Origin of the sequence: Methylobacterium sp. WL120 (genome assembly GCF_008039465.1) — a bacterium.
GTDB lineage: Bacteria > Pseudomonadota > Alphaproteobacteria > Rhizobiales > Beijerinckiaceae > Methylobacterium > Methylobacterium cerastii.
The window spans coordinates 1-19,056 of sequence record NZ_VRUT01000096.1 but is presented as its reverse complement, the minus strand read 5'-3'; the positions used below and the strand labels follow the sequence as shown (position 1 = coordinate 19,056).

Annotated in this window: 15 protein-coding genes; 9 read left to right on the top strand and 6 right to left on the bottom strand. The window is 70.3% G+C overall.

The features are described from left to right. Positions 1–197: 197 nt before the first annotated feature. From rpiA to FV229_RS17450, 6 genes are all read left to right on the top strand, one after another. The gene (rpiA, locus tag FV229_RS17475; protein ID WP_147753180.1) at positions 198–911 is read left to right on the top strand and encodes a ribose-5-phosphate isomerase RpiA; all 714 of its coding nucleotides are present in this window, start codon (positions 198–200) and stop codon (positions 909–911) included. 80 nt (positions 912–991) lie between these two features. Continuing rightward, positions 992–1,561 (top strand): DUF2059 domain-containing protein, encoded by a 570-nt coding sequence (locus FV229_RS17470; RefSeq protein ID WP_147753179.1) that lies wholly within the window; start codon positions 992–994, stop codon positions 1,559–1,561. Positions 1,562–1,639: 78 nt separating this feature from the next. Further along, complete coding sequence (locus FV229_RS17465; protein WP_187275184.1) at positions 1,640–2,827, top strand: O-antigen ligase family protein; 1,188 nt, start codon at positions 1,640–1,642, stop codon at positions 2,825–2,827. Then, positions 2,824–4,209 carry a glutathione-disulfide reductase gene (gor, locus tag FV229_RS17460; protein WP_147753178.1) on the top strand — a complete coding sequence of 462 codons (1,386 nt, stop codon included), beginning with the start codon at positions 2,824–2,826 and terminating at the stop codon, positions 4,207–4,209. The genes FV229_RS17465 and gor overlap by 4 nt, the downstream gene beginning before the upstream one ends. Positions 4,210–4,264: 55 nt before the next feature. Continuing rightward, the gene (locus FV229_RS17455) at positions 4,265–4,648 is read left to right on the top strand and encodes an RNA polymerase sigma factor region1.1 domain-containing protein (protein ID WP_147753177.1); all 384 of its coding nucleotides are present in this window, start codon (positions 4,265–4,267) and stop codon (positions 4,646–4,648) included. A gap of 153 nt (positions 4,649–4,801) precedes the next feature. Then, positions 4,802–6,184: a 3-deoxy-7-phosphoheptulonate synthase class II gene (locus FV229_RS17450; protein WP_147753176.1), complete on the top strand. Its 1,383-nt coding sequence runs from the start codon at positions 4,802–4,804 to the stop codon at positions 6,182–6,184. A 43-nt stretch (positions 6,185–6,227) separates the two neighbouring features. Here the strand turns inward: FV229_RS17450 and FV229_RS17445 are convergent, their stop codons facing one another. Further along, positions 6,228–9,104 (bottom strand): EAL domain-containing protein, encoded by a 2,877-nt coding sequence (locus FV229_RS17445; RefSeq protein WP_147753175.1) that lies wholly within the window; start codon positions 9,102–9,104, stop codon positions 6,228–6,230. 237 nt (positions 9,105–9,341) lie between these two features. On the opposite strand from FV229_RS17445, the gene FV229_RS17440 reads away from it, so the two are divergent. After that, on the top strand, positions 9,342–9,695 hold the full coding sequence (locus tag FV229_RS17440) for a plastocyanin (protein ID WP_147753174.1): 354 nt from the start codon (positions 9,342–9,344) through the stop codon (positions 9,693–9,695). A gap of 6 nt (positions 9,696–9,701) precedes the next feature. Here FV229_RS17440 and FV229_RS17435 read toward each other — a convergent pair whose 3' ends face one another. Beyond that, positions 9,702–10,976, bottom strand: a complete 1,275-nt coding sequence (locus FV229_RS17435; RefSeq protein ID WP_147753173.1) for an efflux RND transporter periplasmic adaptor subunit — start codon at positions 10,974–10,976, stop codon at positions 9,702–9,704. A gap of 110 nt (positions 10,977–11,086) precedes the next feature. Further along, the gene (gene glp / locus FV229_RS17430; protein ID WP_147753172.1) at positions 11,087–12,337 is read right to left on the bottom strand and encodes a gephyrin-like molybdotransferase Glp; all 1,251 of its coding nucleotides are present in this window, start codon (positions 12,335–12,337) and stop codon (positions 11,087–11,089) included. Positions 12,338–12,827: 490 nt separating this feature from the next. Here glp and FV229_RS17425 point away from each other — a divergent pair, with 490 nt between their 5' ends. Continuing rightward, positions 12,828–14,135: a hypothetical protein gene (locus FV229_RS17425; protein WP_246688233.1), complete on the top strand. Its 1,308-nt coding sequence runs from the start codon at positions 12,828–12,830 to the stop codon at positions 14,133–14,135. A 21-nt stretch (positions 14,136–14,156) separates the two neighbouring features. Here the strand turns inward: FV229_RS17425 and FV229_RS17420 are convergent, their stop codons facing one another. The 3 genes from FV229_RS17420 to FV229_RS17410 form a co-directional block, all read right to left on the bottom strand. Then, positions 14,157–15,287 (bottom strand): GNAT family N-acetyltransferase, encoded by a 1,131-nt coding sequence (locus FV229_RS17420; protein WP_147753171.1) that lies wholly within the window; start codon positions 15,285–15,287, stop codon positions 14,157–14,159. Next, complete coding sequence (locus tag FV229_RS17415) at positions 15,284–16,279, bottom strand: sterol desaturase family protein (RefSeq protein ID WP_147753170.1); 996 nt, start codon at positions 16,277–16,279, stop codon at positions 15,284–15,286. The genes FV229_RS17420 and FV229_RS17415 overlap by 4 nt, the downstream gene beginning before the upstream one ends. Before the next feature lie 364 nt (positions 16,280–16,643). After that, a complete protein-coding gene (locus FV229_RS17410; protein ID WP_246688232.1) occupies positions 16,644–17,822 on the bottom strand; it encodes a glycosyltransferase in 1,179 nt (392 codons plus the stop codon). 208 nt (positions 17,823–18,030) lie between these two features. Here FV229_RS17410 and FV229_RS17405 point away from each other — a divergent pair. Further along, the coding region (locus FV229_RS17405) for a DUF1972 domain-containing protein (RefSeq protein ID WP_147753168.1) at positions 18,031–19,056 on the top strand (1,026 nt) is incomplete at its 3' end.

Sequence of the window (19,056 nt, the reverse complement as noted above, 5' to 3'; positions counted from 1 at the left end):
CCGCCGCAGGGCGGGCGGCCCTGACGCGGCGCTGGCGGGGCGCAAGCGGGCGGATCCGTCATCCGAATGCCGGTTTCGGCAGGCGCAGCGGCTTCCCGGCGCGGCGGCGGCCATGCTAGGGCGTGCCGCACCTGAACGGGACGAACCGGCACCCTGCGCATGCACCCTTCCACGAGACCCGACGGCGGGACGTCGTCGTGAGCGGCCCGGACCTGCGCCGCGCGGCGGCCGCCCGCGCCCTCGACCTGGTCGAGCCGGGCATGCGGCTCGGGCTCGGCACCGGCTCGACGGCGGCGGCCTTCGTCGCGCTCCTCGGGACCCGCGTCCGCGACGGCCTCGACGTCGTCGGCGTGCCGACCTCCGAGGCGACCCATGCGGCGGCGACGCGCGAGGGCATTCGCCTCGCGACCCTGGAGGAGCTGCCCGAGCTCGACCTCACCATCGACGGAGCCGACGAGGTCGACGCCGACCTCCGCCTGATCAAGGGCGGCGGCGCGGCCCTGCTTCGCGAGAAGATCGTCGCCTGCGCCAGCCGCCGCATGGTGGTGATCGCCGACGCGGCCAAGCGCGTGGCGACGCTCGGCGCCTTCCCGCTGCCGATCGAGGTCAACGCCTTCGGCCTCGCCGCGACCCGGATCGGCGTCGAGGCGGCGATCGCGCGCGCGGGCTGCACCGGCGACGTCGCGCTGCGCGTGACGTCCGGCGTCGCGCCGCTGACGACGGATGGCGGCCACCTCATCCTCGACGCCCGCCTCGGCCGCATCGCCGACGCGGAGCGGTTGTCGGCCCTGCTCTGGGCGGTTCCCGGGGTGGTCGAGCACGGCCTGTTCCTCGGGATCGCCACCGCGGCCATCCTCGCCGAGGAGCGCGACGGCCGCGCCGAGGTCAGCGTGATCGGCAGCCTCGCATAAACGCTTTCGCGCCGCCGAGCGGCGCCCCGGGGACGGCATCGGTGTCGCCGTCCCATCCCCCTCGCTCAGGAACGTCCGGAATGTCCGTCCTCTCCCGCCGCCTCCTTCCCGCCCTGGTGGCCGCCCTCGTCGCGGGCCCGGCCCTCGCCCAGGCGCCGAAGGCCGCGCCGCCGAAGCCGGCACCGGCGGCACCGGCGCCCGCCGCGCCGGCCAACCGCGGCGCGCCGACGATCAGCGCGAACCACCTCGCGCTCGCCCGCGAGGTGATGCTGAGCTCGGGCATCGCCCGCTCGTTCGATTCGATCATTCCGGCGTTCGCCGACCAGATCAAGCAGCAGTCGGTGACGCGGCCCGAGCTGGCCAAGGACCTCGACGAGGTGCTGCGGTCGCTCAACCCGGAGATGGAGCTGCAGAAGCAGCGCATCATCGACACCGCCGCCCGCATCTACGCGACCAAGCTGACCGAACCCGAGCTACAGGACATCGCGACGTTCTTCCGCTCGCCCGCCGGCAAGCGCTACGTCGAGACGCAGCCGCAGATCCTCGACGAGATGGTCCAGGCGATGCAGACCTGGACCCAGGAAGTCTCGGAATACGTCATGGTCCGCGTGCGCGCCGAGATGGGCAAGCGCGGGCACCAGCTCCAGTAGGTCTCAAGGCAGGTCGCAGAACGCGCCGTGCAGCCGTCCCGACGCCTCTACGCGGCCGGCGCCGTCGCGCTCGCGGCGATGCCCTTGGCGATGGCGCTGGCCAACCGCTCGAGCCCCCTCGTCGTCGCCATCGCGGCGTTGCTGTTCCTGGCCGGGCGCTGCCTTGAGGATGCCGGCGCGGTGCGGCGCCTGCTGTTGCCGCCGCTCACGACGCCGCCGGGCCTCGCGGCCCTGGTGTTCCTGGCCTGGTGCGCCGCGACGCTCGCCTGGACGCCGTTTCCGGCGCTTTCCCTGCGAATGGCCGGCGAGTTCGTGCCGACCCTCGTCGCCGCCTACCTGCTGGTGCGCCTCGCCCCGGGGCGCATGCCGGGCTTCGCCGCGCCGCTCTCGGCCTCGATGGTGGTGCTCGCCGGGCTGACCATCGCCGTCGGCCTCGCTGCGGGTCTGCCGCTGCAGCGCGCCTTCAATCAGCGAGTGGCGGAATTCGTCTACAACCGTCCCGCGCTCACGCTTGCCGTCGTCGCCGGCCCGCTCGCCCTGGTACTGTGGCGCCAGGGCCGGCGCGTCTTCGCGCTCGCGGCTTTGGCCTTCGCAGCGCTCGGCATCCTGCGCTCGGTCAGCGGGGCGGCTGCCATGGGGCTTGCCGCGGGACTTGCGATGTTCGTCCTCGCGCGCCTGCTGCCGGCCCGCCTCGCGGTCGGCCTCGCCGGGCTCGGCCTCGGGCTCGCCGTGGCGTTGGCGCCGGTCGAGGGCGACCTGCTCGACCGGTTCATGCCGGAGGCGGCGCACGAGCGGCTGGTCCATTCCTCGTCGCGCGCCCGCGTCGCCATCGCGCGGAGCTTCGGCGCAGCCGTCGCGGCGGACCCGTGGGTCGGGGCCGGCTTCGGCACGTCGGCACGCTTCGCCGAGGCGCCGGTGGCCGCGCGGCTCGATCCGGAGATGCGGACGCTGCTCGCCGTCGGCCACCCGCACAACGCGTTCCTGCAGGTCTGGGCCGAGCTCGGGACCGCCGGGGCCGTGCTCGCGGCGGCGGTCCTGATGCTGATGCTCGCACCCCTCGTCGCCTGGCCGGCGAGGGAGCGCGCGACGGCGCTCGCCCTGGTCGCGGCGGCGGCGGCCATCGCCTTCGTCGAGCACAACACCTGGGCGGCGTGGTGGACGGCCGGCCTCGGCGCTGCCATCACCTGGCTGCGCGATGCCAGGAGCCGCACCGCGCCTCACACCCTTTCCCGGCCCGAGGCCGGGCCGGATCGGACCCCGTCATGAGCGAGACCTACGACGTCGACCTGTTCGTGATCGGCGGCGGCTCCGGTGGGGTCCGCGCCGCCCGGATCGCGGCCGGCTACGGCGCCCGCGTGACGCTCGCGGAGGAGTACCGCGTCGGCGGCACCTGCGTGATCCGCGGCTGCGTGCCGAAGAAGCTCATGGTCTACGCCGGGCGCTTCGCCGACGAATTCGAGGACGCGGCCGGCTTCGGCTGGACGGTGGAGGCGCCGCGCTTCGACTGGAGCGTGATGAAGCGCCGGCGCGACGCCGAGGTGACGCGGCTCGAAGGCATCTACGACGCCAACCTGATCCGGGCCGGCGTCACCGTGGTGCCGGAGCGCGCGGTGATCGAGGACGCGCACGCGGTCCGCCTCGTCGGCAGCGACAGGCGCGTCACCGCCAAGGTCATCCTGGTCGCGGTCGGCGCCCACCCGGTCAAGGAGCCGGCGGTGCCCGGCGCGGAGCTGGCGATCACCTCGAACGAGGTGTTCGAGCTGGAGACGCTGCCCGACCGCATCCTGGTGATCGGCGGCGGCTACATCGCGGTCGAGTTCGCGGGCGTGTTCGCGGCCCTGGGCAGCCGGACCACGCTGCTCCACCGCGGCGACCGGCTGCTGCGCGGCTTCGACGACGAGATCCGCGACGCGCTGGGCGACGCCTACGCGAAGCGGCTCTCGCTCAAGCTCGGGCGCAACCTCGCCAAGCTCGAACGGGTCGACGGCGGCATCGCCACGACCCTCGACGACGGCGAGACGTTCGTCGTCGACCAAGTGCTGATGGCGACCGGGCGTCGCCCCAACGTCGCCGGGCTCGGCCTCGACCGGGTCGGGATCGAGACCGACGCCGCCGGCGCGATCCCGGTCGACGCCTACTCGCGGACGGCGGTGCCCTCGATCTACGCGGTCGGCGACGTCACCAACCGCGCCAACCTCACGCCGATCGCCATCCGCGAGGGCCACGCCTTCGCCGACACCGTGTTCGGCGACAGGCCGGCCTGCGTCGACCATCGCCTGATCCCGACCGCGGTGTTCTCGACGCCGGAGATCGGCGTCGTCGGCCACAACGAGGACACCGCACGCGAAATCTACGGCCGGATCGATGTGTTCAAGGCGAGCTTCCGCCCGATGAAGGCGACGCTCTCGGGACGCGACGAGAAGGTCCTGATGAAGGTGCTGGTCGATTGCGCCAGCGACAAGGTCGTGGGCGTGCACGTCTTCGGCCACGATGCCGGCGAGCTCATCCAGGCGGTCGGCATCGCGGTGACCATGGGCGCGACCAAGGCGGATTTCGACCGTACCATCGCGGTGCATCCGACGGCGTCGGAAGAGCTCGTGACGATGCGGGTTCCGCAGGTGACGAAGCACCCCGTCGCCGTCGGCTGACGATCCGCGCGCGATCGGCCCTCGACGCCGCGCATTCCCGGGCCATATCCGCACGATGGGCAAGCGAGACAGCGGCAAACGAGACACCGGCAAGGACGAGCCCGGCAAGGACGAGCCTGGCAAGCGGGGCCCGGACAAGCGGGAGCCGGCCGGCGACGACGCGCAGGTGCGGCGGCAGCGCGTCATCGACGGCCTGCTGGCTGACGCCCTCCGGCCGGCCTTCTCGACGACGGGCCCGAGCCGGGAGATGCTGGCGCCGGACATCCAGGGCGCGATCGACGCGCTCCTCGTCATGGCCACGGCACGCAAGAGCCGGTGCCTGACCTACGAGGACCTGGAGGAAGCGCTCCCCGCCCGCGACGTCTCGGCGGAGGACCTGGAGGCGATCTTCTGGATCCTGGCCGAGCATGGCATCGAGGTCGAGGACGGCGAAGGCTGACCCATCCGCCCCGGCGCTCGCCGCGACCTGCGATCCGCCCAGCCCCGCGCCCGCCTCATCTCGCCCAGCCGGACAAACCGCTCTATAAGCCGCGCTTCGCGCCCAGATTCGGCGCGCACGGGAGAGGCGCCGCGAGGTGCGTGGGAGTGTGTGATGGGCGAGCGTTGGACACCGAAGTCATGGCGTGACCTGCCGATCCAGCAGGTGCCGGCCTATCCGGATCCGGCCGCCCTCGAAGCGGTCGAGGCTCAGCTCGCGAGCTTCCCGCCCCTCGTCTTCGCGGGCGAGGCGCGCAAGCTGAAGACCGCGCTCGCGCGAGTCTCGACCGGCGACGCCTTCCTGCTCCAGGGCGGCGATTGCGCCGAGAGCTTCGACGAGCATTCGGCCGACAACATCCGCGATTTCTTCCGCGTATTCCTGCAGATGGCTTTGGTACTCACCTTCGCCGGCGCGTCGCCCGTGGTGAAGGTCGGGCGCATTGCCGGGCAGTTCGCCAAGCCGCGCTCCTCGCCGACCGAGACCCTCGACGGCGTCAGCCTGCCGAGCTACCGCGGCGACATCGTCAACGGGCTGACCTTCACGGACGAGGCCCGCATCCCCGATCCGCGCCGTCAGCTCGAAGCGTACCGCCAGTCGGCGGCGACGCTCAACCTGCTGCGCGCCTTCGCCACCGGCGGCTACGCCAACCTCGAGAACTCGCATCGGTGGATGCTGGGCTTCGTCAAGGACAGCCCGCAATCCTCCCGCTACGCCGACGTCGCCGAACGGATGACGGAGGCGCTCGACTTCATGCGCGCCATCGGGATCAACCCGGAGACGCACCAGGAGGTGCGGACCACCGACTTCTACACCAGCCACGAGGCGCTGCTGCTCGGCTACGAGGAGGCGATGACCCGCGTCGATTCGACGACCGGCGACTGGTACGCCACCTCGGGCCACATGCTGTGGATCGGCGACCGCACCCGCCAGCCGGACCACGCCCACGTCGAGTACGCCCGCGGCATCCGCAACCCGATCGGCCTCAAGTGCGGACCGTCGATGGACGCCGACGGCCTGATCCGGCTCGCCGACGCGCTGAACCCAGGCAACGAGGCCGGGCGCCTCAGCCTGATCTGCCGGTTCGGCGCGGACAAGGTCGGCGAGCACCTGCCGCGGCTGGTGCGGGCGATTGAGCGCGAAGGCCGCAGCGTCGTGTGGGTGTGCGATCCGATGCACGGCAACACGATCTCGGCCGGCCGCTACAAGACGCGTCCGTTCGAGCGGGTGATGCAGGAGATCGAGGGGTTCTTCGGCGTGCACTCGGCCGAGGGCACGATCCCGGGCGGCATCCACCTGGAGATGACCGGCAAGGACGTCACCGAATGCACGGGCGGCGCCCGCGCGCTGACGGCGGACGACCTTCAAGACCGCTACCACACCTACTGCGACCCGCGACTCAACGCGGAGCAGGCCTTGGAAGTCGCGTTCCGCACGGCCGAGCTGGTCGGGCGCGGTCGCACCGCGGTGGAGCGTCCGCGCCTCGACGCGGCCGAATAGGCCAGCGAAGGGTCGCGTCGGCGAGGTACGCCGCCGCGGCCGCTCAAGCGATCGCGCGCTTCGCGCCGTTCCAATGGGCGATGAGGTCCGGCAGTTCGGCGGCCGGGACCGGCCGGCTGAACAGGTAGCCCTGGACCTCGTCGCAACCCTCGGCCCGGAGCTTGGCCAGCTGCGCCTCGGTCTCGACGCCCTCGGCGGTGGTGGTCATCCGCAGGCTCGCCCCGAGACCGATCACCGCTCGGACGATGAACTCGGTGCCGTCCTCCGCGCAGAGGTCCCGCACGAAGGACTGGTCGATCTTGATCTTGTCGAAGGGGAAGCTGCGCAGGTAGCTCAGGCTCGAATAGCCGGTGCCGAAATCGTCCATCGAGACGCGCGCGCCGAGCATCTTGAGATTGTGCAGGATCGCCGTCGTCGCGCCGGGGTTCGCCACGAGCACGGACTCGGTGATCTCCAGTTCCAGGCGGTGGCCGGCGAGGTTGGTGGCCTGCAGGGCGTCGCGCACCGCCGTCACCAGGCTCGCCGAGGTGAACTGCACCGCCGAGACGTTGACCGCGACCTTGAGGCCGTCGGGCCAGCGGGTCGCCTCTTCGCAGGCGCGGCGCAGCACCCATTCACCGAGCGGGACGATCAGGCCGAGTTCCTCGGCCACCGGGATGAACTCCACCGGCGACACCCGTCCGCGCACCGGATGATTCCAGCGCAGCAACGCCTCGAAGCCACAGATCCGCTCGGCGTTGAGGCAGTAGATCGGCTGGTAGTGGACCTCGAAGGCCTCGTTGGCGACGGCCTCGCGCAGGTCGACCTCGAACAGGCGCTGTGCCTGCAGCCGCGCATCCATCTCCGGCTCGAAGAACCGGAACGACCCGCGGGCGTCGACCTTGGAGCGGGCGAGGGCCACGTCGGCGTTCTTCAGGAGCTTCTCGCAGCTCGTGCCGTTATGGGGGGCCAGGGTGATCCCGAGGGTGACGCCCAGCGTGACCGTGTGGCTCGACAGGACGTAGGGCGCGCCGAGCACTTCCACGAGGCGGCGGGCGAGGACGGCGGCGTCCTCGGCGGTGTCGATTCCGCGCTGCAGGATCGCGAACTCGTCGCTGCCGAGGCGAGCGCAGGTGTCGATCTCGCGGATGCAGGCCTCGATCCGGTTGGCGGCGGCCTTCAGCAGCTCGTCGCCGACCACGTGGCCGAGGGTGTCGTTCACCGGCCGGAAGTCGTCGAGGTCGAGGCAGAACACGGCGAAACCACTGCTGCGCCCGGCCTGCGCGATCGCGGCGTCGACCTGCTCGCTGAACAGGATGCGGTTCGGCAGCCCGGTGAGCGCGTCGTGGTGGGCGAGGAAGGCGATTCGCGCCTCCGCCTTGCGCCGGTCGGTCACGTCGTCGAAGGTCGCGACGAAGCCGCCGTCGGCCGTCGTGCGCTGCTCGATGGCGACGACGCGGCCGTTGGCGAGTTCCTGGAAATAGGTGCGGTCGGGACCGGCCGCGAAGATCGCCTCGGCCTCGCGCACCAGGTCGACGCGGCCGGAGCCGGGATGGTGGCCGGCCCCGAGGCTGCGTTCGAGAACGGACACGACCGACATGCCGGGGACGACAGAGCCCGGCGGCAGGTTGTAGATCTCGCCGTAGCGCCGGTTCACCACCATCAGCCGGTGGTCGGCGTCGTACAGGCACAGGCCCTGGCTCATGTTGTCGAGCGCCGCGTCCAGGCGCAGGTTGGTCTGGGTGAGCCCGGCCTCCTGCTCCTTGAGCACGCTGATGTCGCTGCACACGGCGACGAACCCGCCCTCCTGGGTGGCGCTGCGGCTGACGCGCAGCCAGCGCCCGTCGGCGAGCTGGACCTCGCCGTCCCGCGAAAGGGTGCGGGCGCAATCGACCAGCGCAGCGGGGGCGTCGGCGTGGCCGTTGGCGAGCGCGGTCACCGACGAACCGATCTCGACCGCCGAGCGCAGACCGATGAAGAACTGAAGCGCCTGGGCGTTGGCGAGCGCGATCCGCCCGTGGGCGTCGACGACGACGACGCCCTCGCGCGAGCTCTGCAGCGCGTCGGCGAGCAGGGTCTCGGCCGAACGGCGCTGGCTGACCTCGCGCTCCATCATCGCCTGGATGTTGTCGCGCATGGTCGCCATGGCCCGCAGCAGCGCGCCGAGCTCGTCGCGGCCGCCGGTCGGCACGGCGTCGTCGAGGCGTCCGGCCGCGATCCGCGCGGCCACCGAAGAGGCCGCCGCGAGGGGCCCGGTGATCCGGCGGTTCAGCAGGTAGGCGACGAAGCCCGACAGGATCAGCGCGACCGCCATCGCGATCAGGTTGAAGCGCACCTCCTGCGCGACCACCTTCCGGGCGGTCTGGCGGAAGACGAAGCCGTCGCCGGCAGTGTAGTTGACCAGGAGCTCAATCTGCCCATCGACGATTCCAGCTTGGCGATCGAGGGCGTCCCAGGCGGCGATCTTGGCCTTAGACCCGTCTAGGCCGTGGCGCATCGTCTCCCAAAGCTCGACGCCCTCCTGCACGGCCTTGGCCGAGCGGACCACGCGGTCCGATTGCGAGCGCTCGACGGCGATCCCAAGATCCTCGGTGAGCGTGGAGGCGAGTTCGTTGATCGCGGCATCCAGCTTGGCGGCGACGGCCGGGTCGCGGGTCACCATGCGACGGGCGAAGGCCGAGCGCATGTTGGCGAAGTCCGCCGCCGCGGCCCGCGCGTAATTGATCGACATCAGGGATTCGTCGTAGGTGCGGTTGACGAGCTCACCCGCCTCCTGAAGCCCCTGGATGGCATAGATCCCGAGGGTACCGGTGATCAGGCTCATCGTCAGGAAGGCGACGAGGATCCGGCCGCGGATCGTCGTCCCGGCATCGGCGATACGCCGCAGCGCGCCGGCCCCCGAGCGTCCGCCGACCTTCGATCCGGTTCGATTCCATCGCATGGAAACGTAGCTTCTTCCTGCCCGCACCGCGTCAAGATAAGCGTGAAATGTTAAGGCGGCATTAGTCGCCGCCACGCGTATCCCCGGCTGGATCGGCGATCGGGCCGAACAGCACCGTCGTAACCATCGCCTCGGATACCGCGCAGGACGGCCGCCAGCGTCAGCCAAATCTTAACGACGACGACCTAACCGTCGAGCATCATCTTCGGAAATGCCATGTCACGGCTTGAGGGATCGATGGTCGGCCGCGTTTTCCGAAGTCCGTTCGCGGCCACAGCGACGGCCCTTGTCGCCGGCCTTCTCGCCGTCGTCTTCGTCGGCCGGCTGGAGGCGAGCGGGCACCTCGTCTCGCAGAAGGGGCGGGCGTTCCAGCCGAACAGCCTCGTCATCACGCGCGGCGACACGATCACCATCGTCAACGACGACAGCGACCTGCTGCACCACATCTACATCGAGTCGGACGCCTTCAACTTCGATTCCGGCGACCAGGTGCCCGGCAGCCGCACGCCGGTGACGTTCGAGAAAAACGGCACCTTCGTCGTGCTCTGCGGCATCCACCCGAAGATGAAGCTCATCGTCCGGGTGAACTGACCGCCTTCAGCGGGCGGCCGCCTGGACCGGCTTGGCCTCGCCCTGGCCGCCGTCGCGGATCACCCGCTGCCCGTCGCGAAGGTCGGCGGGCGGCCCGAGAACGATCCGCTCCTGCCCGGTCAAGCCCTGGTCGATCTCGATCGTCGTGCCGAAGTCGCGCTTCACGTGGATCGCGCGCCACTCGGCCCGGTCGTCGTCGCCGACCACCGCGACCTGCGTGCCGCGCTGGTTGAACACCAGCGCCTCCGCCGGAACGATCACCGCCGGCTCCGGGCGCGGGATCTGCAGCGTGACGTAGACGTAGAGGCCGGCGCGCAGGGCCCCGTCGGGGTTCGGCACGTCGACTTCTGTCGTCAGCGTCCGCGATGCGCTGAGCAGGGCGACGGAGCTGCGCTCGACCCGGCCCGAGAACGTCCGGTCCGGGATTTGCGGCACCTTGATCGAGGCCTCGACGCCCTTCTTCACGCCGATGGCGGCGTTCTGGGGCACGTTCACGCTGATGCGCACGATGTCGTCGCGGTCCATGCCGAGCAGCGGCGTGCCGCTGCCGTCGGCCTTCACCAGGTCGCCGACGTCGACGCTGCGCGTGGTGACCACGCCGTCGAAGGGCGCGACCACGTCCTTGAATCCGGTGAGCGCCTTCAGGCGGTCGACCGTGGCGTCCTGCGCCTTGATGTTGGCTTCGGCGACCTTCACCCCGGCCTCGGCCGCAGCGAGCGTCGCGCCCTGGCTGAGCACGCCGGCTTGCGAGTTGTCGGCGTTCTGGCGCGAGGCCCAGCCCTGGGTCGCCAGCGTCGAGGTGCGGTTGTTGGTGAGGTTGGCGAGGTTGACGTTGGCGCGGGCCTGGTCGACCTGCGCCTTGGCCTGAAGCAGTTGCGCCCGCATCTGCCCAGACTGCGCTTCGGCCTGGGCGAGCTGCTGGTCGAGTTCGGGGGCCGCGATCCGGAGCAGGATGTCGCCGGCCTTGACCCGCGAGCCGATGTCGACCCGGCGCTCGGCGACGTAGCCGGTCGCGCGGGCGAAGATCGCGGCGCGGGCGAAGGCCTGGATGTCGCCGGGCAGCGTCAGGTCGACCGGCTTGTCGCTGCGCTCGACGGCGGCGATGCGCACCCGCGGCACTGCATCGCGCACCTTGCGCTGCGTTTCGGTGGCGGCGGCCGCCTGCTTCCAGTGACCGTAGCCGCCCCAGCCGAGCAGGCCGGCGGCGACCAGCCCGACGAGGAGGAACGGGCGCTTGCCCGGCGGTGGGGGAACGTCGCACACCGCGGCGTGGGGCTTCATGACGCTCTCGCCTTCCGTCGGCAGCAACGATGCCGGCACACGTCCTACGATACCCCGCCTTGCGGTGCCGGCCTAGCGCTCGCGGCGCCGCATCACCGACGATCCGGCGATCACCACAGGGTCGAATAGGGGTGGAACGCGAGCGTGTCGCCGGGCTCGATGCGGGTGACGAGCTCGGGCACGTCGGCGAGGCCGTCGCTGCCGGTGAGCGAGGTGATGGTGCCCGAGCCCCCGCGCGGGAATAGGGCGGCCTCGAAGGCGCCGTCGGCGGCGCGCGTCACGCGGACGCGCAGGAACTCGCGCCGGCCGGATTTTCGCGAGAGCGCGAAGGCGGACCGGACCGGCACGCCCAAAGCCGGCTCGTGCACCGCCCCGCCGAGGCGGTCGAGCAGCGGCCTGACCACGAAGGCGAGGGTGACGTAGGCCGCCACCGGGTTTCCCGGAAGCCCGACGAAGGGCGTCCCGGCGACCATTCCCACCGCCACCGGACGCCCGGGCTTGATCGCGAGGCGCCAGAACGCGAGCGACCCCGCGGCGGCGACCGCCCCCTTCACGTGGTCCTCCTCTCCGACCGAGACGCCGCCGGAAGTCAGGATCAGGTCGTGGGATTCGGCCGCCGCGCGCAAGGCCGCCGCAAGCGAAGCGGGCTCGTCGCGCAGGATGCCGAGGTCGGTCGCGTCGGCCCCGAGGCGCCGCAGCAGGGCGATCAGCATCACGCGGTTGCTGTCGTGGATGCCGGAGGCGGCGCGCAGGCCGCCGGGCTCCGTCAACTCGTTGCCCGTGGAGAACACCGCAACGCGCAGCGCGCGGCGAACGGGCAGGTCGCCGCGGCCGATCGCGGCGGCAAGCGCCAGGTCCTGCGGGCGCAGCCGTCGCCCGGCCGGGATCGCCACGCTACCGCGGGCGATGTCCTCGCCGGCCGGGCGGCGGTTGGCGCCGCGCACGATGCCGGCGGGCAGCGCGACGCCGTCGGCGACGACCGCGACGTCCTCCTGCATGAACACCGTGTCGGCGCCCGCGGGCATCGCCGCTCCGGTGAAGATCCGGTCGGCAGCGGACGCATCGAGGGGCGCGGGCGCGGCGCCGGCAGGCAGGCGCCCACGCACCGGCAGCCGCGTCGGCCCGGCTTCGGACAAATCGGAGAAGCGCACCGCGTAGCCGTCCACCGCCGCGTTGTCGAAGGGCGGGACGTCGATCTCCGCGAGTATATCCGCGGCGGCGATGCGGCCGTCGGCGCGGGACAACGGGACGGACTCGACGCCGGCCACCACCGGAAAGCGCGCCAAGATCGTCGCCGCCGCCTCGGCGACAGACATCACCGGCGCCGAGGGATCGAAGCAATCGTCGCTGAGGCGCGTCATCGCGCGTCGTCTCCGTGCCGCGCGGCCGATGGCGCCGGACCGGTTCGGGCGGGAAAATCGGGTGCTGCGCGAGGCGTCACGGGCGGCCGGTCGAACGATGGAGGCCGGGCTTGCGGCATCGCAGCCGTCCGATCAAGCCCCGCCGAGACCAAAGCGCGTCCCCGACATCGTCGCACGCCCGCCCTTCGGCCTGGCATGCGCCAGACGCCGCAAGCTACGTGCGTAGTCGGCCGAGAGAAACCTTTGCGCCATCCACCCGTATGGTGCGTTGCGCAACAAGCAACAGGGTTCGGTCCGGGTGTCGATGTAGCCAATTCCGGCGCCTGCGATGGGTTGGCGATCGATTCAAACTAAGAGATATCCTAAAGCAAATCTTACTTCATCATGCCGATATCGAGCGTAGATGCGGAAACATTTTGACACATATCGTGGTCGAACTCCCTATTCCTTCGTTGAACGCAATGGTCGGCTTCGTTCGGAGCCGGCCCGAATGAAACGGCCGGACATCGGGCGCTTCGGCCGACGCTTCGCCGTGATCCTGTCCGGCGAGCTGATCCAGAGCCTCTTCCATTTCGTCCTGAACATCGTGCTGGTGCGCGAGCTCGGGGCGCACGGATACGGGCTGTTCGCGATCGTCTTCACGATCGGCGCGGTCGGCGTCACCTATATCCGCGCTTTGGTCGGGGTACCGGCGACCTTGTTCCTGTCGCGCAGCCTCGGGCGCCCGGCCGAGCGCGGGCACGATATGGTGTTCGGCTCCGGCGCGACCGCCGTGGCGCTGCTGATGGCGGGCGCGGTCTCGATCGGGCTCGCACCCGTGGTCGGCGTCACGGCGCTCGCCGGCGGCGCCTTCGTCGGGCTCTACGCGTTTCGCAGCTACCTGCGGATCGTGCTGCTCGCGCGTCAAAAGCCCTGGGTCGCGGGCGCGAGCGACATCGTCTACGCCGCCTGCGGGCTGGGCCTGATCGCGTTCCTTCATTCCAGCGACGAGGCCCTGCTCGAGCACGCCTTCCTCGGCATCGCGGGGGCACAAGCCATGGGGATCGCCGTGGCGCTGGCGGCTCTCGGGCGTCCCGTCCGAGTCTCGTTCCGCGCCAGCGTGCGGCGGCGCTACGCCGGCATCTGGCGGCCGCTGGCCTGGTCGCTCCTCGGCGTCACCGGCACCACCGTACAGGGGCAGGGGCTGACGCTGCTGTTCGCGGTGCTCGCCGGACCCGCGGCCTATGCGCCGATCGCCGCGACCCTGGTTCTGTTCGCGCCACTGCGCATCCCGACCAACGCCCTCAACAACATGGTCCTGCCGGAGATCTCGGCGCTGCTCGCCGCGGGTCGGCGGCGCGAGGCGCGGCGCCTCGTCCTGCGCAGCACGGCCCTGATCGGGCTCGCCTGCTTCGCCTACGGCGCGGCGATGTGGGCGGCACTGCCGATGATCGAGAGCCACCTCTTCAAGGGACGCTTTTCCCACGAGCCGATGGCGGGCATCGGCTTCGGGGTCTGGTGCGTGGTGACGATGGCGCTGCTCTACGCGATTCCCCGGGCGTTCCTCGAAGCGTCGGCCGCCTTCCGGGTGATCGCCGCCGGCGCGCTGGTCAGCGCCGTCGTCGGCTTCCTGATCATGGTGCCGCTGCTGCTCACCATGGCGCCGCCCTTCGCGCTGATCGGGCTCGCGGTCTCGGAATGCGTCACGGCCCTGTGGTCGGCGAAAGCCTTCCGCGACCGGTCGCGCCACCCGGACGGACGTGTCCGAACGGCGGCGCACCGTGTCGTCGGGGCCGCCGCGCCGCCGGCCGGCGCTTAAGCGGGCGTTGAAAGCGCGGGTTCAGGCCGCTTCGCTGGCCGCGGCGACCTGAGGCGGCGCCGGCTTGACCGTCCGGCGGCGCATGTCGCGGACCACGAGGTTCCAGGAATCGAGCATCATCGCCGCCGCGCCCGGCAGGGTCCTGCGTCCCATGAAGGCGTCGAGGGTGACGCTGGTGGTGGCGAAGCGGCTCTTGAACGCCTCGGCCCCGCACAGGAAGTCGACGGTGTGCAGGCCCTGGTCGATCGACCACTGGATGTAGTCCATCATCAGGACCATGCCGGGCGAACCGCGCTCGAAGGCCGGATCGTAGGTGGTGACGAACGCCATCATCGTCCCGGCCTGGACGAAATTGATCGACACGGCGACGACGACGCCGTCGCATTCGAGCACGAAGGCCCGCAGCAGGCCGGTCTCGGCCAGCACCCGGACCAGCGCGGGAAGTGCCAGCGAGCCCTCGTCGTAGAGGTTCGATTCAAGCTGGTTGCCGGCGAGCCACTTGCGCTTCAGGTCGGCCAGCCGAAGCAGCACCGGCTCCATCGGCTCGTCGGGGGGCAGCAGGCGGAAGAGCAGGGTGCCGGATTCGCCGATGAACTTCTGGCCGCGGCGGTAATTCTGACGGGTCTTCTTCGATTGCGAGGCCATCCAGGCCTCGCCGGTTGGCCAATCGCCGGCGACGCGAAAGCTCACGTCGCTGCGATGGTTCGGACGCAGGCGCACGCCTGCTGCGGCGGCCGGCTCGAGCAGCGCGCGCGCCTTCGCGCCGGGAAGCAGGCGGTTGAGGTAGACGAGGTCGAACCCGCCGGCGGACGAGAGGTGCGCCCACATCCGCCGGACGAGGCCGGAATCGTCGCCGACGAGCAGGGCGTCGCCGTAATCGGTGTGGTCCTTGGCAGCCCATTCGAGCAAGCGCAGACCTTTACGCCGACAGGTCGCCATCGGCAGGACCGCGACCAAGGTCTCGCCGCGCCAGGCGAGTACGACCTGCAGGGCGCGGCGCTCGCGGTCGGGCACCGTCGCCCACCATGCCGCGATCCAGGCATGGCTCTGGAACACCAGCGCGCCGGATTCGCGCCACAACGCGGCCCAGGCCGGGCCGACGGCGGCGAGCCGCTCGGCGGTGCGGACGATCTCGAAACGTTCGGCGCTCACGGCTGGACCCCTTTATGGGATGAGATCGCGGCCGGCCGGCGCGGCCGCAGGCGCCGCTTGATCACGAGCCACATCTTCTTCAACGGCAGAATGTAGAGGCCCTTCAGCGACTGGTAGTCGCGCACGTCGCGGTCCACGAGACCGAACTTGAAGCTCTCGTTCGGCTCCGGCACACACAAGGTTCCGAAAACCCGGTCCCAGAACGAGAACAGCAGCCCGAAGTTCTTGTCGTAGTGCCGCGGATTGGTGCTGTGGTGCAGCTGGTGCCAGTGCGGGCACAGGATCAGGTTGTTCAGCTTCCCGAACGAGATCTTGAAGTGCGTGTGCCGGACGAAGTCCATCATCAGGATGTTCCGCATGATGTAGACGTTCACGCCGAACACAGTCACCTCCACCGGATTCAGGGCGATCAGCGTCCAAAGTCCGAAGCAGATTCCCGGGATGACGCCGTCCCAGGCGCGATTCATGAGTTCGTCGAGCGGGTGGACGCGATCCTTGGTGATGCCGACCATCACCTCCGCGGAGTGATGAACCTTGTGCAGCTCCCACAAGAATGGGAAGCGGTGCTGGGCCGTGTGGTAGAGGTAGTACGAGATGTCGTAGGCGAGCAGCATCGTCACGGTGAAGACGATGACAGTTATCGGCCCCGGCGATCCACCCATCAGCGGCGCATCGATTCCGAACAGCGTGCCGACGACCTTGTTGGTGGCGTAGCCGACCGCGACCACGAAGGTGACGCCCGCCGGGATCAGCAGGAAGGGCATGATCGCCTTCCGGGTAATGTAGAAGAGCAGGTCGGCGCGCGCGGACGGGTGCGTGATCACCTCGTGCGGCAGCATGAACTCGAAGAACTCGGCGAAGGATTTCTCCTCCACGGTCCGCCAATACGCGATCACCGCGCAACCGAGGGCGGTCGCCAGTAGAAGGCCGGCTGCTAGGAGGTTCGTGGCGGAGATGCGGTCGAGGATTTCCTCGATGAAGGTGCTGATCATATCCCATCTCTCATGCCCGCGGCGACCGGTCGGCCGCTTGCAGGTCGAAGTACGGAAGACCGTCGCGCGCGTGCGCCCCGGCTAGATCGTATGACGTTCGCCACCGCGGGTTGCGGTCTGCGGCGATGAGGGACAGCAATACAACGTGCGGTCGTTCGATGGAACGACACACGGCAAAACATTCGCAGAAGAATACCTACGAAGGACTTACCGGACAGTGTAAGCTCGACCGTATCCTCAAGCTCTCGTTCCGTTCCCAGTTCCTTGACCGATCAAACGGGCCGGCCGGGAAACCGAAGTTTGGATAACGGATCGTTGCGCCGGCGCCGGTGACGGCAGCTTGCGCAACCGACTTCGCTGGCTGTCAGCCGGCGGATTTCGAGGCGGCGTCGGCGGGGGCGCGGGCGTCGCGCACGCGGGCGGGCTCGCGCTGAAGGGTGAGGCGCAGCATCGCCGCGATGCCCTCGGCCGCGAGCTTCTCGTCGAAGATGCGCTCGTAGCGGGCGCGGGCAGCCGCGGGATAATCGCGCCACAGGTCGGGACGGGTGACGATTTCGGCGAGGGTGCGCGACAGCGCCTCGGCGCTGCCCGGCGGCACGACCCAGCCGGTCGCCCGGTCCTCGACGATCTCGGTCAGCCCGCCGATCCCGGAGACGAGCGGCGGGATGCCGTAGGCCAGGGCCTCGATCGCGACGCGGCCGAGCGACTCGGGCAGTTGCGAGGGCACCGCCACCACGTCCGCCCAGCGGTAGAGCGAATCGGGCTCGGCGACGAAGGGCGAGCAGGTGACCTGGCGCGAAAGGCCTGCCTCCGCGACCTGCGCCGCGAGCGCGGCTTCGCGGGCGTCGTCCTCGAAGGCGCTGCCGACGATCTTCAGCTCGACGCGCGACCGGACCGCATCCGGCAGCTGACGGATTGCTTCGACGAGGACCTCCTGGCCCTTGATCCGGCTGATCCGCCCGAGCATCAGCACGCGAAGCGGCTGGCTGCCGTCGTAGCGGGCCGGGTTGGGCACGGCCGGGCCGGCGATCCCGTTATAGACCACGCGCGCGGTCGCATCCTTCGGCATCGCGAAGGCGGCCTGGGTCGCGCGCGAGTTGAAGACGATGTTCGCCCGGCTCCAGCGGATCAGGCTGCGCAGCACCGTCAGGGTCGCGCCCTCCGGGATTTCATGGACGTGGACCACCGTACGGCCGGGCAAGAGCCGCGCGGCGAGCAGATAGTCGGCCACCACCGTGGTGTTCACGTAGACGAGATCGCTCGCGCGGATGCGCCGGAGCGCCCGCGCGACCGCGAAGGGAAGAGCCGCCATGCCGAGCGTCGCGAGGCGCAGGAGGTTGCGCCGGCGCAGCACCCAGATCGGCTCGATCACGATCCGCGAGGCGGCGCCTTCGAGCGAGGCGACGATCGGGCCGGCCTTCGGCAGCACCACGTCGATCCAGGCCTGCGGATAGGCTTCGCGGATCGTCCGCACCGTCTCGCAGAAGCTGCGATCCGACCCGTACAGCTCGTAGCCCTGATGCACGCAGGTGATGCGCCGCACGGCGCCGCCCCCCTCGCGTGCCGAGAGGAACCCGCTAGCCGGAGAAACATTCCCGTCCGCGATGGACAACCCGGTTCGAAGTACTGATTCAAAACGCATAAGTTGAACACACTTCTATTACAACAACTATGGGTTGTAATCGTAAGAGAATTCGTTAGTAATTCTGATGACATACCGTAACTTGATTGAAATCGGAAGGGGTTTGCGTATGTGGGAACTTGCGCCGGCGATCCTTATTCTTGGAACGCGCGGCATCCCTGCGGCGCATGGCGGCTTCGAGACGTTCGCGGAACGGCTCGCCCTGCATCTCGCCGCACGTGGCTGGCGCGTCGGCGTCTACTGCCAGCGGGAGGTCGAGACGGTCGGGCAGCGTGTCTCGACCTCGGTCTGGCGGGGGGTCGACCTGATCACCGTGGCGGTCGCCAGCACCGGCCCGGCGGCGACGCTCGCTTTCGACGCGTTGTGCGCGCACGACGCCGCCGCGCGAGGCGGCGTCTGCCTTGTGCTCGGCTACAACGGGGCTGTGTTCCTGCCTTATCTCCGCCTGCGCGGCGCGAAGGTGCTGACCAACATGGACGGGATCGAGTGGCGCCGCCCGAAATGGTCCGCGGCGGTGCGGGCGTTCTTCTGGATCAGCGAGTGGATCGCGGCCTGGAGCTCGCACCGCCTGATCGCGGACCACCCGGCCATCGCCGACCACCTCGCGACCCGCCGCCCGCGAAACGCGATCACCACGATCCCGTATGGCGGCGACCCGATCCGCGCCACGAGCGAGGCGCCGATCCGGGCGCTCGGGCTCGAACCGGACCGGTTCCTGGTCTCGATCGCCCGGATCGAGCCCGACAACAACATCCTGGCCTTCGTCGAGGCGTTCTCACGGGCGCCGCGCCCTGCCAAGCTGGTGGTGCTGGGAACCCTCGATCCCGAGAACGCCTACCATCGGGCGCTGCGGGCCGCGGCAGGGGAGGGCGTGATTTTTCCGGGAGCGATCTACGAGGCCGAGACGGTCCAGGCGCTGCGCCATCACGCCCGCGCCTACCTGCACGGTCACACGGTCGGCGGCACGAACCCCTCTCTGGTGGAAGCCTTGTGGGCCGGCAACGCGGTGATCGCGCACGACAACGCCTTCAACCGCGGCACCGCGGGCGAGGGCCAGCTCTACTTTGCAGACGTGGACGGCTGTGCGCGCGCGATCGAGACGGTGCTCGGCGACGCCGCCGCCCTCGCCGCGGCC

Bases quoted from the DNA above. Each gene is read 5' to 3' on its own strand.
- FV229_RS17470 (WP_147753179.1), top strand. From the start codon at position 992: ATGTCCGTCCTCTCCCGCCGCCTCCTTCCCGCCCTGGTGGCCGCCCTC.
- FV229_RS17465 (WP_187275184.1), top strand. From the start codon at position 1,640: ATGCCCTTGGCGATGGCGCTGGCCAACCGCTCGAGCCCCCTCGTCGTC.
- gor (WP_147753178.1), top strand. From the start codon at position 2,824: ATGAGCGAGACCTACGACGTCGACCTGTTCGTGATCGGCGGCGGCTCC.
- FV229_RS17455 (WP_147753177.1), top strand. From the start codon at position 4,265: ATGGGCAAGCGAGACAGCGGCAAACGAGACACCGGCAAGGACGAGCCC.
- FV229_RS17450 (WP_147753176.1), top strand. From the start codon at position 4,802: ATGGGCGAGCGTTGGACACCGAAGTCATGGCGTGACCTGCCGATCCAG.
- FV229_RS17445 (WP_147753175.1), bottom strand. From the start codon at position 9,104: ATGCGATGGAATCGAACCGGATCGAAGGTCGGCGGACGCTCGGGGGCC.
- FV229_RS17440 (WP_147753174.1), top strand. From the start codon at position 9,342: ATGGTCGGCCGCGTTTTCCGAAGTCCGTTCGCGGCCACAGCGACGGCC.
- FV229_RS17435 (WP_147753173.1), bottom strand. From the start codon at position 10,976: ATGAAGCCCCACGCCGCGGTGTGCGACGTTCCCCCACCGCCGGGCAAG.
- glp (WP_147753172.1), bottom strand. From the start codon at position 12,337: ATGACGCGCCTCAGCGACGATTGCTTCGATCCCTCGGCGCCGGTGATG.
- FV229_RS17425 (WP_246688233.1), top strand. From the start codon at position 12,828: ATGAAACGGCCGGACATCGGGCGCTTCGGCCGACGCTTCGCCGTGATC.
- FV229_RS17415 (WP_147753170.1), bottom strand. From the start codon at position 16,279: ATGATCAGCACCTTCATCGAGGAAATCCTCGACCGCATCTCCGCCACG.